This window comes from Paenibacillus sp. NPDC057886, assembly GCF_042796655.1.
Lineage (GTDB): Bacteria > Bacillota > Bacilli > Paenibacillales > Paenibacillaceae > Paenibacillus.
In genome coordinates, this window is the sequence record NZ_JBHVMZ010000006.1 from 517513 (window position 1) to 537912 (window position 20400).

At 48.1% G+C, this 20400-nt stretch carries 17 protein-coding genes; 15 read left to right on the top strand and 2 right to left on the bottom strand.

Features of this window, described 5'->3' with window-relative positions:
* Positions 1 to 3 precede the first annotated feature (3 nt).
* The 6 genes from ACFVQB_RS22580 to ACFVQB_RS22605 all read left to right on the top strand — a co-directional run bounded on the left by ACFVQB_RS22580 (position 4) and on the right by ACFVQB_RS22605 (position 5474).
* Entirely contained in the window at positions 4 to 1914 is a 1911-nt protein-coding gene (locus ACFVQB_RS22580; RefSeq protein ID WP_379444232.1) for a helicase-associated domain-containing protein, read from the top strand.
* A 141-nt stretch (positions 1915 to 2055) separates the two neighbouring features.
* Positions 2056 to 2493, top strand: a complete 438-nt coding sequence (locus ACFVQB_RS22585; protein ID WP_379444234.1) for a YlbF/YmcA family competence regulator — start codon at positions 2056 to 2058, stop codon at positions 2491 to 2493.
* 80 nt (positions 2494 to 2573) lie between these two features.
* Entirely contained in the window at positions 2574 to 2837 is a 264-nt protein-coding gene (locus ACFVQB_RS22590; protein WP_063565591.1) for a YlbG family protein, read from the top strand.
* Between the two features lie 216 nt (positions 2838 to 3053).
* The gene (locus tag ACFVQB_RS22595; protein WP_063565592.1) at positions 3054 to 3491 is read left to right on the top strand and encodes a hypothetical protein; all 438 of its coding nucleotides are present in this window, start codon (positions 3054 to 3056) and stop codon (positions 3489 to 3491) included.
* A 131-nt stretch (positions 3492 to 3622) separates the two neighbouring features.
* On the top strand, positions 3623 to 4540 hold the full coding sequence (locus ACFVQB_RS22600; protein WP_379444237.1) for a selenium metabolism-associated LysR family transcriptional regulator: 918 nt from the start codon (positions 3623 to 3625) through the stop codon (positions 4538 to 4540).
* A gap of 73 nt (positions 4541 to 4613) precedes the next feature.
* Positions 4614 to 5474, top strand: a complete 861-nt coding sequence (locus tag ACFVQB_RS22605) for a PHP domain-containing protein (RefSeq protein ID WP_379444239.1) — start codon at positions 4614 to 4616, stop codon at positions 5472 to 5474.
* Positions 5475 to 5632: 158 nt separating this feature from the next.
* On the opposite strand, the gene ACFVQB_RS22610 is transcribed toward ACFVQB_RS22605, so the two are convergent.
* On the bottom strand, positions 5633 to 6079 hold the full coding sequence (locus ACFVQB_RS22610) for a GNAT family N-acetyltransferase (RefSeq protein ID WP_379444241.1): 447 nt from the start codon (positions 6077 to 6079) through the stop codon (positions 5633 to 5635).
* Positions 6080 to 6273: 194 nt separating this feature from the next.
* Positions 6274 to 8040, bottom strand: coding sequence for an Rqc2 family fibronectin-binding protein (locus ACFVQB_RS22615; RefSeq protein ID WP_379444243.1), 1767 nt, complete (start codon positions 8038 to 8040; stop codon positions 6274 to 6276).
* 314 nt (positions 8041 to 8354) lie between these two features.
* On the opposite strand from ACFVQB_RS22615, the gene ACFVQB_RS22620 reads away from it, so the two are divergent.
* The 9 genes from ACFVQB_RS22620 to priA all read left to right on the top strand — a co-directional run bounded on the left by ACFVQB_RS22620 (position 8355) and on the right by priA (position 20400).
* Positions 8355 to 11219, top strand: coding sequence for a calcium-translocating P-type ATPase, SERCA-type (locus ACFVQB_RS22620; protein ID WP_379444245.1), 2865 nt, complete (start codon positions 8355 to 8357; stop codon positions 11217 to 11219).
* A 186-nt stretch (positions 11220 to 11405) separates the two neighbouring features.
* Positions 11406 to 12239, top strand: a complete 834-nt coding sequence (gene dapF, locus ACFVQB_RS22625) for a diaminopimelate epimerase (protein ID WP_379444248.1) — start codon at positions 11406 to 11408, stop codon at positions 12237 to 12239.
* Positions 12240 to 12415: 176 nt separating this feature from the next.
* Positions 12416 to 14305, top strand: coding sequence for a bifunctional homocysteine S-methyltransferase/methylenetetrahydrofolate reductase (locus ACFVQB_RS22630; protein ID WP_379444251.1), 1890 nt, complete (start codon positions 12416 to 12418; stop codon positions 14303 to 14305).
* Between the two features lie 19 nt (positions 14306 to 14324).
* On the top strand, positions 14325 to 15224 hold the full coding sequence (locus ACFVQB_RS22635; RefSeq protein ID WP_379444253.1) for a YicC/YloC family endoribonuclease: 900 nt from the start codon (positions 14325 to 14327) through the stop codon (positions 15222 to 15224).
* Between the two features lie 51 nt (positions 15225 to 15275).
* Positions 15276 to 15536 (top strand): extracellular matrix/biofilm regulator RemA, encoded by a 261-nt coding sequence (gene remA / locus ACFVQB_RS22640; protein ID WP_006209218.1) that lies wholly within the window; start codon positions 15276 to 15278, stop codon positions 15534 to 15536.
* Between the two features lie 13 nt (positions 15537 to 15549).
* Complete coding sequence (gmk, locus tag ACFVQB_RS22645) at positions 15550 to 16122, top strand: guanylate kinase (protein ID WP_024631121.1); 573 nt, start codon at positions 15550 to 15552, stop codon at positions 16120 to 16122.
* A gap of 155 nt (positions 16123 to 16277) precedes the next feature.
* On the top strand, positions 16278 to 16493 hold the full coding sequence (gene rpoZ, locus ACFVQB_RS22650) for a DNA-directed RNA polymerase subunit omega (protein ID WP_024631120.1): 216 nt from the start codon (positions 16278 to 16280) through the stop codon (positions 16491 to 16493).
* Between the two features lie 120 nt (positions 16494 to 16613).
* Positions 16614 to 17849, top strand: a complete 1236-nt coding sequence (coaBC, locus tag ACFVQB_RS22655) for a bifunctional phosphopantothenoylcysteine decarboxylase/phosphopantothenate--cysteine ligase CoaBC (RefSeq protein WP_379444256.1) — start codon at positions 16614 to 16616, stop codon at positions 17847 to 17849.
* A 1-nt stretch (position 17850) separates the two neighbouring features.
* Positions 17851 to 20400, top strand: a complete 2550-nt coding sequence (gene priA / locus ACFVQB_RS22660; RefSeq protein ID WP_379444258.1) for a primosomal protein N' — start codon at positions 17851 to 17853, stop codon at positions 20398 to 20400.

The following is a 20400-nucleotide window of genomic DNA, read 5'->3' on the forward strand; positions in this document are numbered from 1 at the left end:
GCAATGCATACACAAGGTAATCTGGACGTGAATTCATTAAAAGAGCTTTCATGCGTTGAAAGAACGGTACTTGGTGTGATTTTCTGCAAATATGCCGGACAACCCTTTTCCAACATGCTGACACCAACAGAGTGGGCTGCGGACGGTCTTAGCCGAGCTGAAGCGGTGACGGCGTTTATAGCGCTTCGGCACAAAGGGTGGATCAAAGCTGTGCGCAAGTCTTGGGGCGAACGCTTGTACTACATACCGGAATCACTATTTTCTTTGTTAACCATTGCGTATGCAGCAAGGGTCGGACAATTCGTTCAGCAGAAGACGAATGTAACACAGGATGAAATGACAAAAGATAAGTCCATATCCAGTAATGAAGTCCTGAAAGTGAAGATTGTTCGAGAGGGAAAGCCGGATATTGCTGCAGAGCTTCTTCATGTATTGGCTTGGATGGTAAGAGAAGGTCAAGCTCAAGGAGGACTTCCATTCACAAGTAAAGGAACTATCCACAAGAAAATGGTGCAGCGATTAAGTCAAATGACGGTTCTGGGCCCTGAAGATTTCACCGAACTAGGTATTCGCTACGATCATGCGGATGTGTATCCAGTCCATGTGGCCCTTATTATTGATGTGCTGCTCAGTCTGGGTTTGATTGAAAAGGTGCATAATCGAATGCATATGTCACCTGATCGTTTTTCTCGCTGGTTAACATTGCCTTGGTCTTCAATGCACAGAGAAATCTATAGCGTATGCATGGACCGATATGGTGTAGCGGAGCCCCAACATCAGCATTTTCGTCATCAGTTGTTGATGTTTGCTTCACAGGAAAATGAATGGCTGAGTATTACAGCAGGAACTATAGACCACGACGGCCCGGAAGAAGCAATGGAGAGTAGAGAGAGTGGAGGTTCTTCAGGAGTATCCTTCTTAACACATATCCGGGGTTGGCTCGATGTTCTGGCAGGCTTGGGATATGGGGAGGTAGGTGAGTCAGATGCGGGAGATCTTTTTTATCGCTGGCAGATTGAGCCGGGAATTTTACTGAACTGGGCGAATGATGAGGATGAACATGCGGGAAAAAACACCATTTTTGTACAGCCTGACTTTGAAATTATGGTTCTGCCAAATGTAACACCTCAGGTCCGCTGGAATCTGGAAATGGGTGCAGAGCTTGTGAGTCGTGATCGAATGTCCATATACCGGATGACAAAGGAACGAATTGTCGCAGCATCAGAGATCGGTCTTACAGCGGATGTAATGATAAACTTCCTTAGACGGTATGCTGGCTCGGGAGTGCCTGAACATGTGGAGCTAGCGATCCGGCAGTGGGGACAGGAGGCAGGCAGACTTCACATGGACGCTCTGCAGAACGCTGATCAGGATGAATTGGTGGATAAAGTTAAGAAAAGGGATACATGGATATATGAATCGAGAAGTGAATTACCTGAGAAGTTGAATCTGTTAGGGGCGGAAACCATTGCAGATGAGTCCATTGTCGGAGCAAATGGGTTAAATGTCGGACTTGAGGTGCAGAAGGAACTCTTTTATATTCGTGGAAGGGTAGGGCTCATTCAAGTTGACTCCAATCTGCACACGTATGAACAGGATTATTCCATCACGGAACAGTCCGGTCTGTTTCCCGGTTTCGGAGAGATTCCGGAGATGTGGCACAACGAGTGGCGAGGGTATCATGTGTCCACAGCTCGTCAGATTGCTGCAAAAGCCATTGAATGGCAGACAAAATTGGGTCTGAAGCTGGACAGCAATATCGTTTATGTTATCCCCGATCAGATTCACGGTCATGAAGATTGGACACTAACGGGCTGGTCCATATCGGATGGTGGAACAGATCCCGCAGAACGCCGTACTTTCTCACCTAACGAATGGAACCAGATACGCCTGATTATTCCGGACCATGCATAAACTTGATCACCTTTGCCAAAGCAGATCCCATGTTCCCCTTATTTCTATTTGCAGGAAAAACTCTTCTTAACTTTTCGGGGATATGATATGATGAAGTAGTCTACGTTAAGTAGAACTTTATATATAGATAGGATGAATTTCATGAGCGTAGCGGAAATGAACACGGTCGATATGGCCCAAGTGTTAACGGGCGCATATGAACTGGGCGACATGATTAACCAATCAGCCGAAGTATCGGATTATTTATATTGGAAGCAGCAAGTGGAGACGAATCCTGAAATTCAGGCGGGAATACGCAAGCTGGACGCCAAAAAGGAACTATTCGAAGAAACCCAGCGTTTTGGGCATTTTCACCCGGACTATCACGCCGCAAAAGATCAGGTTCAGACTTTAGAGCTGGAATTGGAACATTTCGAGGCGGTAGCCCGCTTCAAACAGGCGGAGAAAGCATTGGACGATATGCTGTTCCAGATGTCGGAGACGATTGCATTCGCCGTGTCAACGACCATCAAGGTACCGAGCAATGATCCGAATCCGAAGGGCGGCTGCGGTAGCGGAGGCAAGTGTGGTTGTAGCTAAGATTTGATAAATAAATAAATTCATGACAGACCGGACCTTTCCGAGGATCCGGTCTCCATTATAGAAAGGCGGGGAAAATGATGTTTGCGGAAAGGACAGGATTCATTATATGGGTCAGTGATTTAAAAGCGGCTCGTAATCTCGAAAAGTATGGCACCGTTCATTACATCTCCCGCCGTATGCATTATGTCGTCATGTATGTTAATGCAGAGCGGGCTGAAGATACGATGAAAAATGTGAACAGACTTTCCTATGTGCGCAAGGTCGAACGTTCCTACCGGAATGAGATTAAAACAGAGTATGCTAGCAAAACGATGGACAAAACGAGTTTTTACGGGATATAACAAAATGGTTTGGGAATGTACAGTGAACTTGTTGCCACTGAACATTTCGAAACGATTAACCAGAGGGGCCCTTCGGGGCCGCTCTTTTATTGAATTAGGCATAAACTGGATTTTGTGAAAAAATCTGAACTTACGCCTTGAGGTTGCGGGACTTATGTTGTAATATATTGGGTAAATAAATAGATAGAAAGTCCTATCTGGTGGAGAGTGATTCCCATGCGTGATAAGGTGATGCAACGTTGGAGCACGTACGAGCCTTTTTTCGTGGCTCTTGGAGACAAAAAAGTGGCCGACATCGTCATTACCAATCATGCCAAGATGCGGTATGCAGACCGTATTGAGCCGGCACGTAATGATGATGACCATATTGCGGCATGGTTATGGGAGTGTCTGAAGCAGGACCGTATTACACCATACTACCGTAATGAGCAGGATGTTTACCTGATCGACGAAGATCTGGTCGTGGTCGCTGAATTTTCCGAACTTGAAGGGGAATATGATATTGCTGGCAATCCGCTTCATAAGATGATTGTTGTTACGTTTCTGGGGAAAATGTCCGAGACGATTGAACTGCGGGATTTAAAATCGTATTATTCTTGGCTAAGACATTCAAGACGAATGACGCTTGTCAAGAACAGTCGCAAGCACAAGTAAGTTGGGAATAATCCATATTTTCGAATTGATAGATTCAGGTTACATCGCATGCAGACAAGCTGCATGCTTTTTTTGTTGGAATTCAGGAAATCGGCTACAATGGGGAAAGCGTACAGAAGAGGGGCGAAGATATGAATTTTCATCAATTGCATATTTTTTATACCGTAGCAGAGAAGGGAAGTTTCTCAGCGGCTGCGCAAGCACTACATATGACACAACCTGCAGTGACGATGCAGATTCAATCACTTGAGGATTATTTTGGGACCAAGCTGCTGCATCGTTCTACCAAGAAAATAGAATTATCCGAGGCGGGTCGGACATTACTACCTCATGCCAAACGCAGTGTAGAGTTGGTCAGACAGACAGATGAGGCGATGTCCGCGTTTACACAGATGCTGCAAGGCAGATTGCAGCTCGGGGCAAGTTTGACGATTGGTGAGTATGTGTTGCCACGAATGCTGGGTCCTTTTGCTCGCCAATACCCGGATATCTCGATCGTTATGAAAGTAATGAATACTACGCAAATTATGGACGATATCTTGAAACATCAGCTTAACTTTGGACTGATTGAAGCGCCAGTTCATCACCCGGATATGATTGTAGAGCCGGTTATGCAGGATGAATTGAAGCTGGTTGTTCCGGCAGGACATGCACTGGCAGATCGAGGGGAAGTAGAGCTGGAAGATGTGCTAAACTATGCATTTGTGTTGCGGGAGAAAGGTTCGGGTACCCGTCAGGTGATGGAAGATCAGTTGCAGAAGAGAAATATTGATCCGCAGGACATGAATGTGGTGATGGAACTTGGCAGTACAGGTGCTGTGAAATCCGCCGTGGAAGCGGGTGTGGGTATCACGATGTTATCCCCGTCGTCGGTTCAGCATGAACTAGCCCTTGGACTGGTTCATATCGTGGATATTCGTGGGCTTGAATTCAAACGACAGTTCTACGCCATACATTTGAAATCTTCATTGCTTCCCTTATCAGCAGTAGCCTTCCTGAATTATTTACGTCAGCATGAGCAGACAACATCAGAAGGACGAGCGGAATAAGAAGGTCATATTAATTTTAAATTTGTTCTGCTAATTGCTGGATATAAAAGGATATAAAAAGGAGCTGTTGTGCATGCATCAATTGAACGGACGTTGTGATCTTCATACCCATAGCCAAGCGTCGGACGGAATGCAGCCACCTGCCGAGAATGTAAAGCTCGCCAAAGAAAGAGGACTGTCTGCGGTGGCGCTGACGGATCACGATACAGTAGCGGGTGTAGCCGAGGCACAGCGGGCTGGCCATGAATATGGGATTGACGTTGTTGCTGGGGTAGAGATTAGCACCCGTGCGGGCGGCAAGGATATTCATGTGCTGGGGTATTATGTGAATACAGAAGATGAGAAATTTCTGGAGCGATTGCGCGGGCTGCGGGAAGCGAGAGAGGAACGCAATCATCTGATCATTGCCAAGCTGCAGGAGCTTGGACTCGAAATCAGCTGGCAGGAGGTCATTGATGGCCTTGGCCGACCGCTGGAGCCGGATGAAAGCATCGGTAGACCTCACATGGCCGATGTGTTGGTACGGAAAGGGTATGCCGCTGATATGAGGGATGCGTTCAATCGTTATCTGGCTGAAGGCCAACCGGGCTTTGTGTCAGTTCCCCGAGTTGCACCGGAAGATGCATGCCAGTGGATTAAAGATGCGGGTGGTGCTGCTGTTATTGCCCATCCTGGTTTATACGGAGACGATGAATTGGTTCGTCGCATTCTGGTGGACGCCCATCCTGACGGTATTGAAGTGGTTCACTCGGATCATGGACCAGAAGAAGAACGCAGATATGCGGAGTTGGCACAGGAATTTGGGCTCATTCAAACAGGTGGTTCGGATTACCATGGTGTAAGACAAGGAGTAGTTTTCCACGGGGATCTGGGTAGCAAAACCGTAACCATTGATGTACTCGATAAACTCCGGGCTGCCGCCGGAAAGTCTTGATTCGGAAACTCCTTTCATATGTTGAATGAGACTGGGGTAGAAGAGACGGTTGTCATCGTGCAGAATGGAACGAAAAAATAATGAAAGGACATAGAAATGGGGTGAGCGTTAGCCGCTAGCCATGTCTCTATGTCCTTTTTGAATCCATTATAATTAGGTTAGGTGATGGAATAATTCACCCATGTGCCGCGAGCAGCTCCGAGACGTTCAAATAATTGCTGTGCCCGCTCGTTGGTTGCTGCTGTGATCCAGGACATGTAAGCACATCCGTGTTCACGTGTATACTGCTGACAATGTTCAAACAGTCTGGTCTCGGCTTCGCCTTCTCTCCAAGCTTCCGTCACAAACAAGTCATTCATAATGGCAACGCGGTTTGCCTTCATCGTGCTATAGGTAAAGTAGAGTGTAGCGAACCCGATGAGTTCACCGTCCTGCTCTGCAACGAATTGAACACCTATCTGCTGATCAAGCAGGTTTTTAATCAAAAGTTCGATTGCCTGATCACCAGGCCAGGGGTTGTTGTAAAACCCGACGACATAATCGTGTATTAATGCACTCAGCGGCAGTAAATCATTAGGCTGAGTTGGTCTGATATGTAGAGTCATGGGACACATCCTTAGAAGATTATTTATAGGTTTCACGATTGAATTATTATACATTAAAATGAATTTATATTCAAAATAAAAAGTGAATCAACAGCATTACGTCCATATTTATCTGAAAAACAAAGAAAATCCCCCGAACAGTCTTTTGTTCCGGGGGATTTTACGTTGTCTAACAGGAAGTGAAAGCAGGCATCCTATCCATTTTTGATCATGGATGGCAAACTTTTAACCAGTTCTTCGTTCGGTGTTACAAACAAGGTCTTCTGGTGGTCATAAATGACAAAGCCTGGTTTGGAGCCACTTGGCTTGCGTACATGTCGGATAAAGGTGTAATCCACAGGCACGCTGCTGGATTCTTTGGCCTGACTGAAGTAAGCCGCGAGTTGAGCAGCTTCCTCCAAGGTTGCTTCGCCAAAGTCTGTGCTGCGAATGACGACATGTGAACCTGGGATGTCTTTGGTATGCAACCAAGTGTCATTGGAAGAAGCCAAACGGTTGGTGACGTACTCATTTTGCAGGTTGTTTTTGCCTACGAGAAGTTCAATTCCCTCCGAAGAAGTAAACTGATGCACTGTAGGGCGGTCGTTTTTCTTTTTCTTTTTGCCTTTTTTGTTGCGGTCACGAAGATAACCTTGCTGCACAAGCTCTTCGCGAATTTCTTCGATGTCATTCATGGATGCAATAGACAGTTGCTGGAGCAGATTGTCGAGATAGTCGATCTCGTCTTTCGTTTTTCCAAGTTGCTCATGAATGACAGCCAGACTGTTCTTATATTTGTTATATCGTTTGAAATAACGTTGAGCGTTGTCAGACGGTGTAAGCAATGGGTCAAGCTGAATGGTAATGTTGGCTTGATCTTCATCATAGAAGTTCACAAGCTCCACACTTTTGTCCCCTTTACGAACCTGATGCAGGGAGGCAAACAGCAGCTCACCCCATAATCTGAATTTATCCGCATCGTCGGCTTCCAGCAGATCCTTGTTCAGGTTGTCCAACTTTTTGATATTTTTGCTTCGCTCATTTTGCAGAAAACGCAGCAGATCGCTCACTCTTTGCTTGACAGTATCCCGCTCGGCCTTGTCTCCGTAATAATCTTCCATACACTTGCTCATCGTGTCATAGGTTTTCTCTGCGTCCTGAATGCTCTGAAGCTGAACGGCAGAGAAAATCATTTTGCCTTTGGCATTCAGCCCTGTCACGGGAGTATAACTGTTATCTCTTACTGGTCCCATGACGGACTCAAAAGCAGTCCACAGCGCATCGGCTTCGATTCGAGCCTCACCTTCGCTTGCAGTTTGATCGTCACCTTGATCGGCAGATACCCGAGAGGTAATCTCTCCTGCGATCAGCGGACTAAGACCGCTGAATGAATTCACCAGCCAGCGAGAGGCATCTTCTTCAGCAGCAGTATAGCTATTTTGGAATTCAGTGCTGCTCACTTCCAGCGGATTGCTTTTATGCTGCTCTGGTGGTTCGGTGTACGAAAATCCAGGCATAATGACCCGGTAACTACTGATGGACGGGGTTACGTGATGAATCCCATCCAGAATCGTTCCCGTTATCGGATCGACTAAAACAATATTACTGTGACGCCCCATCAGTTCAATGATGATTCGTTTGACCGAAACATCACCCAGCTCATCGCGCTGACGCACGTCAATATGAATAATCCGCTCCATGCCAATCTGACGAATCTCCTCAATGATCGCTCCCTCACAGTGCTTGCGCAGCAGCATGCAGAACATCGGAGCTTCAGTAGGGTTAACAAACGTTTTTTCGGTAAAGTGCACACGCGGATATGTTGGGCTGGCCGAAATAAGCAATTTGCTATTCCCGCGCTGAGCACGGAGGGTCAGTACAACATCATGACCGTTAGGTTGATGAATTTTGCTGATACGTCCGCCCTTGCAGCCTTGCAGTTCATGTACGATCGCTCGTGTTACGATGCCGTCCAATGCCATTTTTTTCAACGTCCTCTCTATCTATAACTGAAATGAACACCGGGATATGTAAAAAAGAACCCGTTGCAGATTCGTATTCGTTTGCATAGCAAAAATTCGGATTGCCACTGCGTGTATGACCGCAGACCTTTATTTTAGCTTATTCTGCCCATCAGGGAAAGGATTCGCCATCGGGTGCTAATTAGGGTCCTGTCCGAATACATATAGAGCAGGTAGTTTGTCCGGCATCGCGTACAACCTGTTGATTAGCATAGCCGGTGAAGTAGGTGTGACGTTTTACAGAGGAAATACAGACTGGGAGGGAATTTTGAAGCATGGAACATACCAAGTGGCACCAACTAAGCGTTGAAGAGCTTCGTAACACTCTTGGCGTCAGTCTTGAGGAAGGATTAACCGAAGAGACTGCAACAGAGAAGAGGAAGGCTGCCGGTTCGAATGAACTGAGCGAAGGAAAGCGCATATCTCCAATTACGTTATTGCTTAATCAATTTAAGGATTTCATGGTTCTGGTGTTGATGGGGGCCACATTGGTGTCCGGATTGCTTGGAGAATACTTGGATGCTGTAACGATTGTTGCCATCATCGTCCTTAATGCCATTCTTGGATTTGTACAGGAATTCCGGGCGGAGCGTTCCCTTCGTGCATTGAAACAATTGTCGGCACCACTGGCCAAAGTACTAAGGTCGGGTCAGGAAGTACATCTTGCAGCCAAACTTCTGGTGCCAGGGGATATCGTGCTTGTGGAGAGCGGTGATCGTATTCCTGCCGATGTGCGCTGGCTGTCTACGAACAGCCTTGATGTGGAAGAATCTGCACTTACTGGGGAATCGGTTCCTGTAAGCAAACATTGCCTTCCCATAGCAGCGGATGACGTGCCGTTAGGAGATCAGAAGAACATAGGATTCATGGGAACAATGGTCACTCGCGGTACCGCCAAGGGCGTTGTAATCCGGACGGGCATGGATACCGAGATGGGCAAAATCGCTGATCTGATCCAGAATACGGAGGAACAGGAAACACCGCTACAACACAGGCTGGAGCAACTGGGAAAAATTTTGATTTTTGTGGCGCTCGGATTAACCGTCATGGTTGTTGTTGCAGGTATTCTGCATGGACAACCGGCAGTAGGCATGTTTCTGGCAGGGGTCAGCCTCGCAGTGGCCGCTATACCAGAGGGGTTGCCAGCGATTGTAACGATTGCGCTAGCCCTGGGCGTACAGCGTATGATCAAGCGAAAAGCGATTGTACGCAAGCTTCCCTCCGTCGAAACCCTTGGTTGTGCCTCGGTTATCTGTTCAGATAAAACGGGTACGTTGACCCAGAACAAGATGACGGTTACGGACGTGTGGCTGGAGGGACGCAGCATCAAGGTCACCGGGGATGGTTATGCACCGGAAGGGAAGATGCTGGAGAATGGTCGTACCTTGGAACTGAAGAGTGATCAGACATTGCGGAGAATGCTCCAGATTAGCGCACTTTGTAACAATGCCAGTATTATCGAGAGTGTTACGGATGAGATGCGGAATAAAAAGAAAGGCAAAGAGACAAATAAGGATAGTAAGAAAGAAGCAAAGAAAGGTACAAAGAAAGATCATGTTAATGAAATGGTCAAGGAAGACAGCGTGGTATGGGAGCTGAAAGGCGATCCTACGGAAGGGGCACTCGTAACACTGGCCTCCAAAATGGGGCTTACCCCCGCTGGCCTCAAAGAGTTATATGCACGTGAGCAGGAGTTCCCGTTTGACTCTGACCGGAAGCGGATGTCTGTCTTGGTTCATCATCAGGGTGGGCGGATGGTCTACACCAAAGGTGCACCGGATGTGCTGATTGGGCAATGCAGCTACATTTTGTGGGAAGGCAATGTTGTACCTTTCACAGGAACGTTGCGGCAGAAAGTCATGGCGGCGAACGAGAGTATGGCTGGTTCTGCACTGCGGGTTCTCGGGATGGCTTACCGCGATGTACGGCCGAATGAAAAAGTAGAGAATGAACATGCGGCTGAGAGCCAGCTCGTCTTTGTCGGGCTTGCAGGCATGATTGATCCACCGCGGCGTGAGGCGCGGGATGCAATAGCGACTTGTCGCAGAGCAGGCATACGCACCGTTATGATTACCGGCGATCATGGCACGACGGCAGAGGCTATCGCCCAGCAGTTGGGTATCCTTCCACGGGGTGGGGCTTCACTTAGCGGCCAGCAGTTGGCGGGCATGACGGACGAGCAACTGGATAAGCAGGTGGAGGGCATTTACGTGTTCTCACGAGTATCGCCTGAGCACAAACTGCGGATTGTAAAATCATTGCAGCGCAAAGGACATGTCGTAGCGATGACTGGAGATGGCGTGAACGACGCACCAGCCATTAAAGCAGCAGACATCGGTATTGCGATGGGAATAACAGGCACGGATGTGACGAAGGAAGCATCGGCGTTAATCCTGAGTGACGATAATTTTTCTACTATAGTAGCTGCAATTGAAGAAGGACGTAATATTTATGAGAACATCCGCAAGTTTATCCGGTATTTGCTGGCATCCAATGTTGGCGAGATTTTAACGATGTTTTTCGCGATGATGATGGGATTGCCTTTGCCACTCGTGCCGATCCAGATACTGTGGGTCAACCTGGTGACGGATGGATTGCCAGCAATGGCACTCGGTGTGGATCAGCCGGAAAAAGATCTGATGGAACACAAGCCGCGTGGCGCCAAGGAAAATATTTTTGCCAGACGACTGGGTTGGAAAATCGTCAGTCGGGGTGTATTGATCGGACTTTGCACACTCGGGGCATTCTGGCTTACCTTACAGGCCGCGCCGGATCAACCGGGTCAGCTCATTAAAGCTCAATCTGTAGCCTTCGCTACTCTCGTTTTGGCACAGCTCATCCATGTATTTGACTGCCGAAGTTCCCGTTCCATTTTCCACCGGAATCCATTGCAGAACAAGTATCTGGTGTTTGCAGTCATTTCATCCATCGTGCTGATGCTGGCGGTCATGTATGTAGAGCCGTTGCAGCCTATCTTCAAAACAGTACCATTGGGTATGCGTGAATGGGCCATTTCCATCGTTGCCGCAGGTATTCCAACCTTCCTCATGGGAGTGGGCAGCGTGTGGGGAGGTCGTCGCAACCGTCGCCGCATGGGCCCTGGGCGCTTCGTACCGAAAAGTACAAAGTTTTCGGCATAAAATCAATAGCAATTGCTTATCGTTTTCGTTATGCTATCCTCAAAATGATTCGAGGCGAGATCGCTCGGCATTTTGCAGGATAGCTTTTTTTATTGGGAATGTTGGATATGAATTTTCCAGGAGTATCCTGTAGAGGAGTAAGAATAACGCTTTGGCAGCAGACTGCCAAAAGGAGTGGGCAAGGTTATGGAATTTACAAAAATGCATGGACTCGGCAACGATTTTATTGTTGTGTTTGGAGAACAACAGCTTCCGGCTGATGCCGCAGAATTGGCTGTAAAATGGTGTAACCGTTTCTTCGGCATTGGTGCGGATGGCCTGGTTTATATACTGCCTTCTGAGAAGGCGGATTTTCAGATGCGCATCATGAACTCGGACGGTTCGGAAGCAGAGCAATGTGGCAATGCCATACGCTGTGTATCCAAATATGTATATGATCACGGCCATGTGACTCAAGAACAGATTACGATTGAAACCATCGGTGCGGGTGTACAACCCGTGAGCTTGAACATTCGTGATGGTAAAGTGGAAACCGTTCGTGTGGACATGGGGGAGCCTATCCTGAATGGACTTCAGGTTCCAACCACTGTTGATGCCAATCCGGTGGTAGATCATTCCATTGAAGTGAGCGGACAGGAGTTCAAATTTACGGCAGTCTCCATGGGTAATCCCCATGCAGTCATCTATGTAGATGATGCTGTGAATTTTGATCTCTCGACATGGGGGCCACTTCTTGAGGTTCATCCCATGTTCCCGAAAAAAATCAATGTAGAGTTCGCAACAGTTCGTGATCGCGGATATGTAGACATGCGTGTGTGGGAACGCGGTGCTGGACCAACACTTGCCTGTGGAACCGGAGCTTGCGCAACCCTGGTATCCTCCGTTCTGAACGGACATACGGATCGCACAGCGGTGATCAGCCTCAAGGGTGGCGACCTTCATATTGAGTGGAGTGAAGCTGATAATCACGTGTATATGACTGGACCTGCTGAGGTTGTTTTCAAGGGAGTCACTTCGTAAAGAATACGTTTAAATGAGGAGGCCTGAGGGCCTCTTTTTTTGCAGTTGTACGAATTCATACTTATTCAGATGGTTATGGAGACTGAATTTCACGAAAAACCTGTGTTTTTCTTCGTTTTCAGATGTTTTTTGTGTTACATTAGTATGAAATGATCAGTCAGGCGGGGGGAAAAGGGATGAAGGCGGATTTACGCAGTGTAATGCAGGAACGGGTCCTCATAGGGGATGGGGCGATGGGAACTTTCCTGTATCAGATGGGATTCCCGGTAGGGATTTCTTATGAAGAGTTGAACTTGATATCACCTGAAGTGGTGGCAGATGTGCATCGTCGTTACCGCGATGCGGGTACGGAAATTCACGAAACCAATACGTACTCTGCCAATTATGATAAGTTGTCCAAGTTTGGTCTGGAGTCCAAGGTGGAGGATGTCAACCGTGCCGGTGTACGTATCGCCAAAGAAGTAGCAGGCGCAAACGGTTATGTTCTGGGCGCGGTTGGGTCCATTCGTGGAGGAAAGCGGACGAACGTTTCAACAAGTGAATTGAAGCGTTTCTACCAGCAACAGATTTTTGCACTGCTCGATGAAGGAGTAGACGGCATTCTGCTCGAAACCTTCTATGATATCGAGGAGATGGACATCGCCCTTCTGCAGGCGCGCAAGCTGAGTGATCTGCCGGTAATTGGACAGTTTGCTGTTGAGGATGTAGGGCACACACTGGATGGATATACGATGCCTGAAGCTTTCCGAATCATGCGTGAGCAAGGGGCTGACGTCATTGGTTTTAACTGCCGTTCCGGTCCAAACGGAATTATGCGGGCGATGGAAACGGTATCAGGCCGTATCGGTGTCCCCATGTCGGTTTACCCGAATGCGGGTGCAGCGGATTACGTCGATGGTCAGTTCCGCTATGGAGCGTCCCCGGAATACTTCGGACAGACCGCAGTGCAATTCGCTGATCTGGGCGCACGTATTATTGGAGGCTGCTGTGGTACGACACCTGATCATATCGCGGCAATTGCCCAGGCTCTTGTTGAATATACACCTGTTCCGATACTGGAACCTGATCCATCCGAGTCGAAACCGCGTATTATCCTGCATGAGAATGTAGATGAACGGTCTGGACGGGGTGGGCAGCCTACGATTGTGGATCTGGTCAAACAACGCCATACGGTTATCGTCGAACTTGACCCACCGCGTGATCTCGACATTGCGAAGTTTATGAAAGGTGCCGAGACATTGAAAGCGGCTGGTGCAGATGCGTTAACATTGGCTGATAATTCCCTTGCGGTTACCCGGATGAGTAATATGGCTCTCGGTCATCTTGTTCAGGACCGTACAGGATTGCGCCCACTGGTGCATATTGCATGCCGTGACCGGAATCTCATCGGCACCCAGTCGCACATGATGGGGTTTGATGCGCTGGGCATTAATCATGTACTTGCGGTAACAGGTGACCCTGCACGATTTGGTGATTTGCCCGGATCAAGCTCGGTATACGATCTGACTTCTTTTGAAATTATACGTATGATCAAGCAGTTGAACGACGGGGTGTCCTTCTCCGGTAAACCGCTCAAGCAGAAGGCAGGCTTTGTTATCGGTGCCGCATTCAACCCGAATGTGAAACATCTGGATAAAGCTGTACAGCGTCTTGAGAAAAAGATTGCTTCCGGAGCCGATTATATTATGACGCAGCCGGTGTACGATCCCGAACTCATCGTAGCCATGCATGAAGCGACCAAGCATCTGGATGTGCCGATCTTTGTAGGGGTGATGCCGTTAGCCAGCGGCCGAAATGCAGAATATCTGCATAATGAGGTTCCGGGTATTCAACTGTCAGATGAAGTGCGCTCCCGGATGGCTGGTCTCGAAGGCGAAGAAGGTCGAGCAATGGGTGTGAAGATCGCCAAGGAGCTTCTGGATGTAGCAACAGAACATTTCAAAGGAATCTATTTAATGACTCCATTTATGTTCTATAGTATGACGGCCGAACTGACCCAATATGTGTGGGAGAAGTCGGAGCATCAATGTCCTACTTGTTTCAACCCTAATAATCAATTACAATAGTGTAACGGATGTGATGCCGATGTCATTCAGTATGACCGGATACGGTCAATCCGCCTTTCATTTTGGAGGCTATAAGGTACAATTGGAAATCAAGTCTGTCAATCATCGTTATTGCGAAGTGATGATGCGTCTCCCGAGAGAGTGGACGTGTTATGAAGACGGATTGAGGAAAAAGGTACAGAGTCGCTTAAAACGTGGGCGGATTGATGTTTATGTGATGAAAGAAAAAGATGAAGACCAGGCTCTTCCCGCTGTTCTGAATGAGCAGGCGGTCAGGGCCTATCTTCAGGCCGCAGAGCAATTGGAGAGCCGCTATGGTATGCAGGGCAAACCGAGCATTATGGATATGCTGGTACTTCCAGAGGTCATGGTTCATTCGGATGGGACGAGTTCGCTTCCGGAAGAGCAGAAGGACGAATGGGAGCGTGTCCTGCAGCAGGGGTTGGAAGAGGCTTTATCCGGTCTGGAGCAGATGCGCGCCCGCGAGGGTCTTCATTTGGCCAGTGATCTGGAACGACGTGTCAGTCGTCTGGAATCGCTGCATACCGAGATGCTTGCTCTTGCGCCGACTGTGGTGAGTGATCATCGCAACAAGTTAAGACAAAGGCTTACGGAAATGCAGGAAGAAGGCTCTTTCCCTTTTGACGAGCATAAATTGGGTATGGAAATTGCTATGTTTGCCGATCGTTCTAACATAGAGGAAGAGCTTACGCGTCTACTGAGTCACTTTGGACAGAGCAGGGAGCTGCTGAAAAGTGATGAGCCAGTAGGCCGCAAGTTGGACTTTCTTATTCAGGAGATGAATAGGGAAGTCAATACGATTGGATCAAAAGCCAACCATTTGGCTCTGGTGAACCGTGTTGTCGAAATGAAGGCGGAACTGGAGAAAATTCGTGAGCAAGCGGCGAATATCGAATGAACGGTCATATTTCGGCAAAAGAGTCGCATGTATAGGGGGAAGAACCTGATTATGGCAATCAAACTCATTAACATTGGATTCGGTAACATCGTATCGGCGAACCGGATTATATCCATCGTGAGTCCGGAATCGGCGCCGATCAAGAGGATTATACAAGAGGCAAGAGACCGTCATATGCTGATAGACGCAACGTACGGAAGACGTACTCGTGCCGTTATTATTACGGATAGCGATCATGTCATTCTGTCTGCGGTTCAGCCAGAAACGGTCGCCCATCGTCTTTCTTCGAAAGATGATGACAACGACGAATAAAATGGAGTGTAATATGTCTAAGGGATTACTGGTAGTGTTGTCCGGCCCATCTGGGGTCGGGAAGGGTACAGTATGCAGCGCTTTGCGCAAACGGGTGCCGGAATTGATTTATTCTGTATCGGCTACGACTCGTCAGCCACGTCTGGGTGAGGAACATGGCGTCAATTATTTCTTCAGAAGCCATGAAGAATTCCTGAACATGATTGCTGAAGATCAATTGCTGGAACATGCAGAATATGTAGGGAACTATTACGGAACACCGCGTGATTTTGTGGAGAAAACGATTAACGAAGGCCGGGACATCATTCTTGAGATTGAAGTTCAAGGCGCGTTGAAAGTGAAAGAAAAGTTTCCGGAAGGGATCTTTGTATTTCTGTTGCCTCCTTCATTGGACGAGCTTAAAGATCGCATTCAAGGCCGTGGTACGGAAAGTCAGGCGACGATCGATCATCGGATGTCCGTCGCGGTAGATGAGATCAGTTTGCTGGAGCAGTACGATTACGCTGTCGTTAATGATGAAATTGATTTGGCGTGTAAACGAATAGAAAGCATCATTATCGCCGAACATTGTAAGATCAATAAATAATCCATTTGCCGCCGCAAAATGCGATAATCAGTGGAACTGCTGTCATAGAATATATGTAGAGCAGCTCCAGTCTGGTTAGCGTATCGAGCGGTGCACTATGATTCCGTCAGGCGGCGAATTGTGATTATACTAATGCAAAGAGGTGTTTTGTAAATATGCTGTATCCTTCTATTGATGAAATGATGAACAAAGTCGACAGCAAGTATTCCCTTGTTGTTGCCGCTTCCCGCCGGGCAAGACAGCTTCGTGAAGGTGAGAAAACGGATTTGAGAAATGCCAGATCCCATAAACAGGTTGGCGTTGCACTTGAAGAAATTTATGGTGATCTGCTCGTTGTCATCAAAGGACAGGACGAAGAGGAAGAAGAGTAAGCCGCTTGCGGCTGCTCTTCAACTGCATACGGCGCAAGCCGGATTTATTTGACAACCGCGAGGTTGTTATTTTTTTCTCTATTCATCCTTATAAACGTCGTATATATCGGGGGGATAACCATGTTGAACGGTAAAAAAATCGTGCTTGGTGTGACTGGCGGCATAGCCGCATACAAGGCGGCTACATTGTGCAGCAGGCTGGTGCAAAAAGGAGCGGACGTTCATGTCATTATGACGAATTCCGCGAAACAGTTTATTACCGAATTAACGCTGCAAACCTTGACCCGAAATGTGGTATATAGTGATACTTTTGATGAGCGGGAGCCTTCGGTCGTCTCGCATATCCATCTGGCTGATATGGCCGATCTTGTGTTGGTTGCGCCGGCAACAGCCAATGTAATTGCCAAAATGGCACATGGCATGGCAGATGATATGCTCTCAACAACCCTGCTTGCAACCACTGCTCCGGTGATGATTGCGCCAGCGATGAATGTACATATGTATGATCATCCGGCGGTACAGCATAATATGTGCCTGTTAACCGAGCGGGGAACCATGATGATTGAACCGGGTGAAGGTCAACTGGCTTGCGGGTATGTGGGCAAAGGGCGTTTGGAAGAGCCAGAGACGATTGTCGATGTGGTGGAACGTTTTTTTGAACAGCAGGAGTCTGCCAAACGGGAACGCAATGAACAGCTTTCTTTATTGAGCGGGAAGAAGGTTGTGGTCACTGCAGGAGGAACCATTGAACGCATTGATCCGGTGAGATATATTACCAATGATTCTTCAGGAAAAATGGGTTTTGCCATTGCAGCAGCAGCTCGCGATCTGGGGGCAGATGTGACTTTAGTTATGGGGAATACCCAGGTTCAGCCACCAGCCAATGTACATGTGATCCCGGTACAGTCTGCGCAGGATATGTATGATGCGGTAGCAAGCCAATGGGATGATGCAGATATCGTGGTTAAGGCCGCAGCTGTTGCGGATTATCGCCCCAAAGAAGTGTACACGGAGAAAATCAAGAAGAAAGGCGATACATTATCGCTTGAACTTATTAAAAATATAGATATTCTTGAAACGCTGGGCAAGCAGAAGAGCCATCAATTTTTGATTGGTTTTGCTGCGGAGACAAATTCAGTAGAAATGTATGCACGTGAGAAACTGGAACGGAAAAACTGTGATCTGATCGTAGCCAATGATGTCACCCAGGCGGGTGCCGGATTTGGAACAGATACCAACGCGGTGCACATCTATGACCGTGAAGGTTTGGTGGAAGAGCTTCAGGTGGTGGCCAAGGAAGAGGTGGCTCGCCGGTTGCTTTCGATTGCGGCGGAGCGCATTGCCGGGAGGAATTAATATGGAGATCGCCAAAGTTATTGTCGATGTTCCTGTGAAGGAAACGGACCGGCCGTTTGATTATCTGGTGCCGGAATCCATGCGTGAATGGATTGAAATTGGCAGCAGGGTAGGTGTACCTTTTGGTCATCGGACGGTGCAGGGCTTCGTGATTGATCTGGTGCCTCGCACGGGCACGGAGACTTTCAAACTCAAACCGATTCAGGAATTGTTGGATATCGTTCCACCGTTGTCTGAAGATTTGGTTGAATTAGCCGAATGGATGAGTGAACGTTATGCCAGCAACCGCATTCTGTCTTTGCAGGTGATGGTACCGACTGCGCTGAAAGGGAAAGCAGAACGGTATATCTCACTTGGAGATGCCCTGGATGGACAAATGGCAGGTTCGGCGTCAGGCGAAGAAGTTCTTTTTGTGTGGGGAGAAGAATCGACCTCGGAAAAGGTGCAGCAAGATATTATTCGTTTTGTGAAGAGTCGTGGGCAGGTTCCCCTCCAGCAACTGAGTCGTAAATACCCCAATCATGCTGCGCTGATCAAGAAGTTGTTGCTCAGTGGTGTTCTGCTGGAGAGCCAGGCAATCAAGGACAAGCTGAATAAAAAAACGATGAAATCCATTGATCTAGCTGTAGATGTAGCGGCTGCGGAGGAGGCATTGGATTCATTTCCGGCAAAGGCACAACGGCAGAAGGAAGTTCTGGCATTTTTGCTGGAAATGAAAGAACTGTTGCCAATGGCGATGAAAGAATTGCTGTCCACACTTCAGGTATCAGCGGCTACAGTCAAAGGACTGGAGGAGAAAGGGTTGGTTGTAACGGAAGACGTCGAAGTCTTTCGTGACCCTTATCAGGGACGTAAGTTCCGTGCGACCGAGCCACTGACTCTGACCGACGAGCAGCAGCATGTCTATAACAATATTAATGGTCGATTGCAGGAAAGGCGCCATGGCGTCTTTTTGCTTCATGGTGTAACAGGCAGCGGCAAGACGGAAGTATACCTCCAGACCATTCAACGCTGTATTGAACAGGATCGGCAGGCGATTGTGCTTGTACCCGAAATAGCACTGACACCACAAATGGTTGAGCGTTTTAAAGGACGTTTTGGTGATCAGGTTGCCGTGATGCACAGTCGTCTGTCTGGTGGAGAGCGTTATGATGAGTGGCGCAAAATTCGGGAAGGTCAGGTGAAGGTTGCCATTGGCGCCCGTTCAGCAGTCTTTGCTCCGTTCAGTCGTCTGGGTCTGATCATTATGGACGAGGAGCATGAGACTTCATATAAACAGGAAGAAACCCCGAAATATCATGCCCGTGATGTAGCGGTAAAAAGAGCTCAGCAGCACCAGGCGGTCGTTGTCCTGGGCTCAGCGACACCTTCGCTGGAAAGTTACTATGCTGCTCGTTCACAGAGTAATGATGACTTTGCACCACTTTTGTTGGAGATGCCTACCCGCGCACTTGGTAATAAGCTGCCGGAAGTACGGATTGTTGATATGCGCGAAGAGTTGAAGGACGGAAATCGCTCGATGTTCAGCCGCGCCTTGCACAAAGGACTGGAAGAGCGGTTGGAGCGTGGGGAACAGACCGTTCTTTTGCTGAATCGACGTGGATATTCCACCTTTGTGATGTGTCGCAGTTGTGGATACGTCGCAGGTTGTCCCGAGTGTGATATTTCATTAACCTATCATCAGCGCTCCAACAATCTTCGTTGTCACTATTGTGGATATGCGGAAGCCGCACCAGAAGTGTGCCCGGATTGTGGCAGCGAGCATATTCGATATTTCGGTACAGGCACACAGCGGGTAGAGGAAGAATTGGCGAAGCTGTTCCCAGGTATTCGCGTTATTCGGATGGACGTGGATACAACGAGCGAAAAAGGTTCGCATGAGAAGCTATTGAAGCAGTTTCGCGAGAAAAAGGCAGACGTTTTGCTGGGTACCCAAATGGTTGCCAAAGGGCTTGATTTTCCTGATGTCACCCTGGTTGGTGTAATCACAGCAGACTCGGCACTCAATTTGCCGGATTTCCGGGCTGCCGAAAAAACATTTCAGCTGCTCACCCAGGTGGCAGGCCGTGCAGGTCGACATCAACTACCGGGCGAGGTGTTTGTCCAGTCCTATACACCAGAGCACTATTCGATTGGGCATGCGAGCCAGCATGACTATGTTTCGTTTGTCCGTGAGGAATTATTGCATCGGCGCAATTTGCAGTACCCGCCTTACTGTCGCCTGATTTTGGTGACTTTCTCACATGAGCAGCTTCCGGTACTGATCCGGCTGGCTGAGAACTACACACGAATACTGAAAGAAAAGGCAAACGCTGCTGGCTGGTTAGGTAGTTTGGATCGTTTCAGCAATGATGCCTTTGACGTGCTTGGCCCGGTAGCATCACCGATTCCTCGGATCAAGAATAGATACAGATTCCAATGTATGATAAAATGGCGGGGGGATGTCGACGCCATTGGACTGGCGCTCGCGACGGCCCGGCGCATGGACGACGATGTTCAGGCGCAGAAGCTGCAAATTAGTCTGGATGTAGACCCGCAAATGTTAATGTGA

Excerpts from the sequence above, each read along its gene's own strand:
- priA (WP_379444258.1), top strand. The coding sequence starts at position 17,851 with ATGGAGATCGCCAAAGTTATTGTCGATGTTCCTGTGAAGGAAACGGAC.
- ACFVQB_RS22620 (WP_379444245.1), top strand. The coding sequence starts at position 8,355 with ATGGAACATACCAAGTGGCACCAACTAAGCGTTGAAGAGCTTCGTAAC.
- coaBC (WP_379444256.1), top strand. The coding sequence starts at position 16,614 with ATGTTGAACGGTAAAAAAATCGTGCTTGGTGTGACTGGCGGCATAGCC.
- rpoZ (WP_024631120.1), top strand. The coding sequence starts at position 16,278 with ATGCTGTATCCTTCTATTGATGAAATGATGAACAAAGTCGACAGCAAG.
- dapF (WP_379444248.1), top strand. The coding sequence starts at position 11,406 with ATGGAATTTACAAAAATGCATGGACTCGGCAACGATTTTATTGTTGTG.
- ACFVQB_RS22615 (WP_379444243.1), bottom strand. The coding sequence starts at position 8,040 with ATGGCATTGGACGGCATCGTAACACGAGCGATCGTACATGAACTGCAA.
- ACFVQB_RS22635 (WP_379444253.1), top strand. The coding sequence starts at position 14,325 with ATGTCATTCAGTATGACCGGATACGGTCAATCCGCCTTTCATTTTGGA.
- ACFVQB_RS22605 (WP_379444239.1), top strand. The coding sequence starts at position 4,614 with ATGCATCAATTGAACGGACGTTGTGATCTTCATACCCATAGCCAAGCG.
- ACFVQB_RS22590 (WP_063565591.1), top strand. The coding sequence starts at position 2,574 with ATGTTTGCGGAAAGGACAGGATTCATTATATGGGTCAGTGATTTAAAA.
- gmk (WP_024631121.1), top strand. The coding sequence starts at position 15,550 with ATGTCTAAGGGATTACTGGTAGTGTTGTCCGGCCCATCTGGGGTCGGG.
- ACFVQB_RS22585 (WP_379444234.1), top strand. The coding sequence starts at position 2,056 with ATGAGCGTAGCGGAAATGAACACGGTCGATATGGCCCAAGTGTTAACG.
- remA (WP_006209218.1), top strand. The coding sequence starts at position 15,276 with ATGGCAATCAAACTCATTAACATTGGATTCGGTAACATCGTATCGGCG.
- ACFVQB_RS22580 (WP_379444232.1), top strand. The coding sequence starts at position 4 with ATGCATACACAAGGTAATCTGGACGTGAATTCATTAAAAGAGCTTTCA.
- ACFVQB_RS22595 (WP_063565592.1), top strand. The coding sequence starts at position 3,054 with ATGCGTGATAAGGTGATGCAACGTTGGAGCACGTACGAGCCTTTTTTC.
- ACFVQB_RS22630 (WP_379444251.1), top strand. The coding sequence starts at position 12,416 with ATGAAGGCGGATTTACGCAGTGTAATGCAGGAACGGGTCCTCATAGGG.
- ACFVQB_RS22600 (WP_379444237.1), top strand. The coding sequence starts at position 3,623 with ATGAATTTTCATCAATTGCATATTTTTTATACCGTAGCAGAGAAGGGA.
- ACFVQB_RS22610 (WP_379444241.1), bottom strand. The coding sequence starts at position 6,079 with ATGACTCTACATATCAGACCAACTCAGCCTAATGATTTACTGCCGCTG.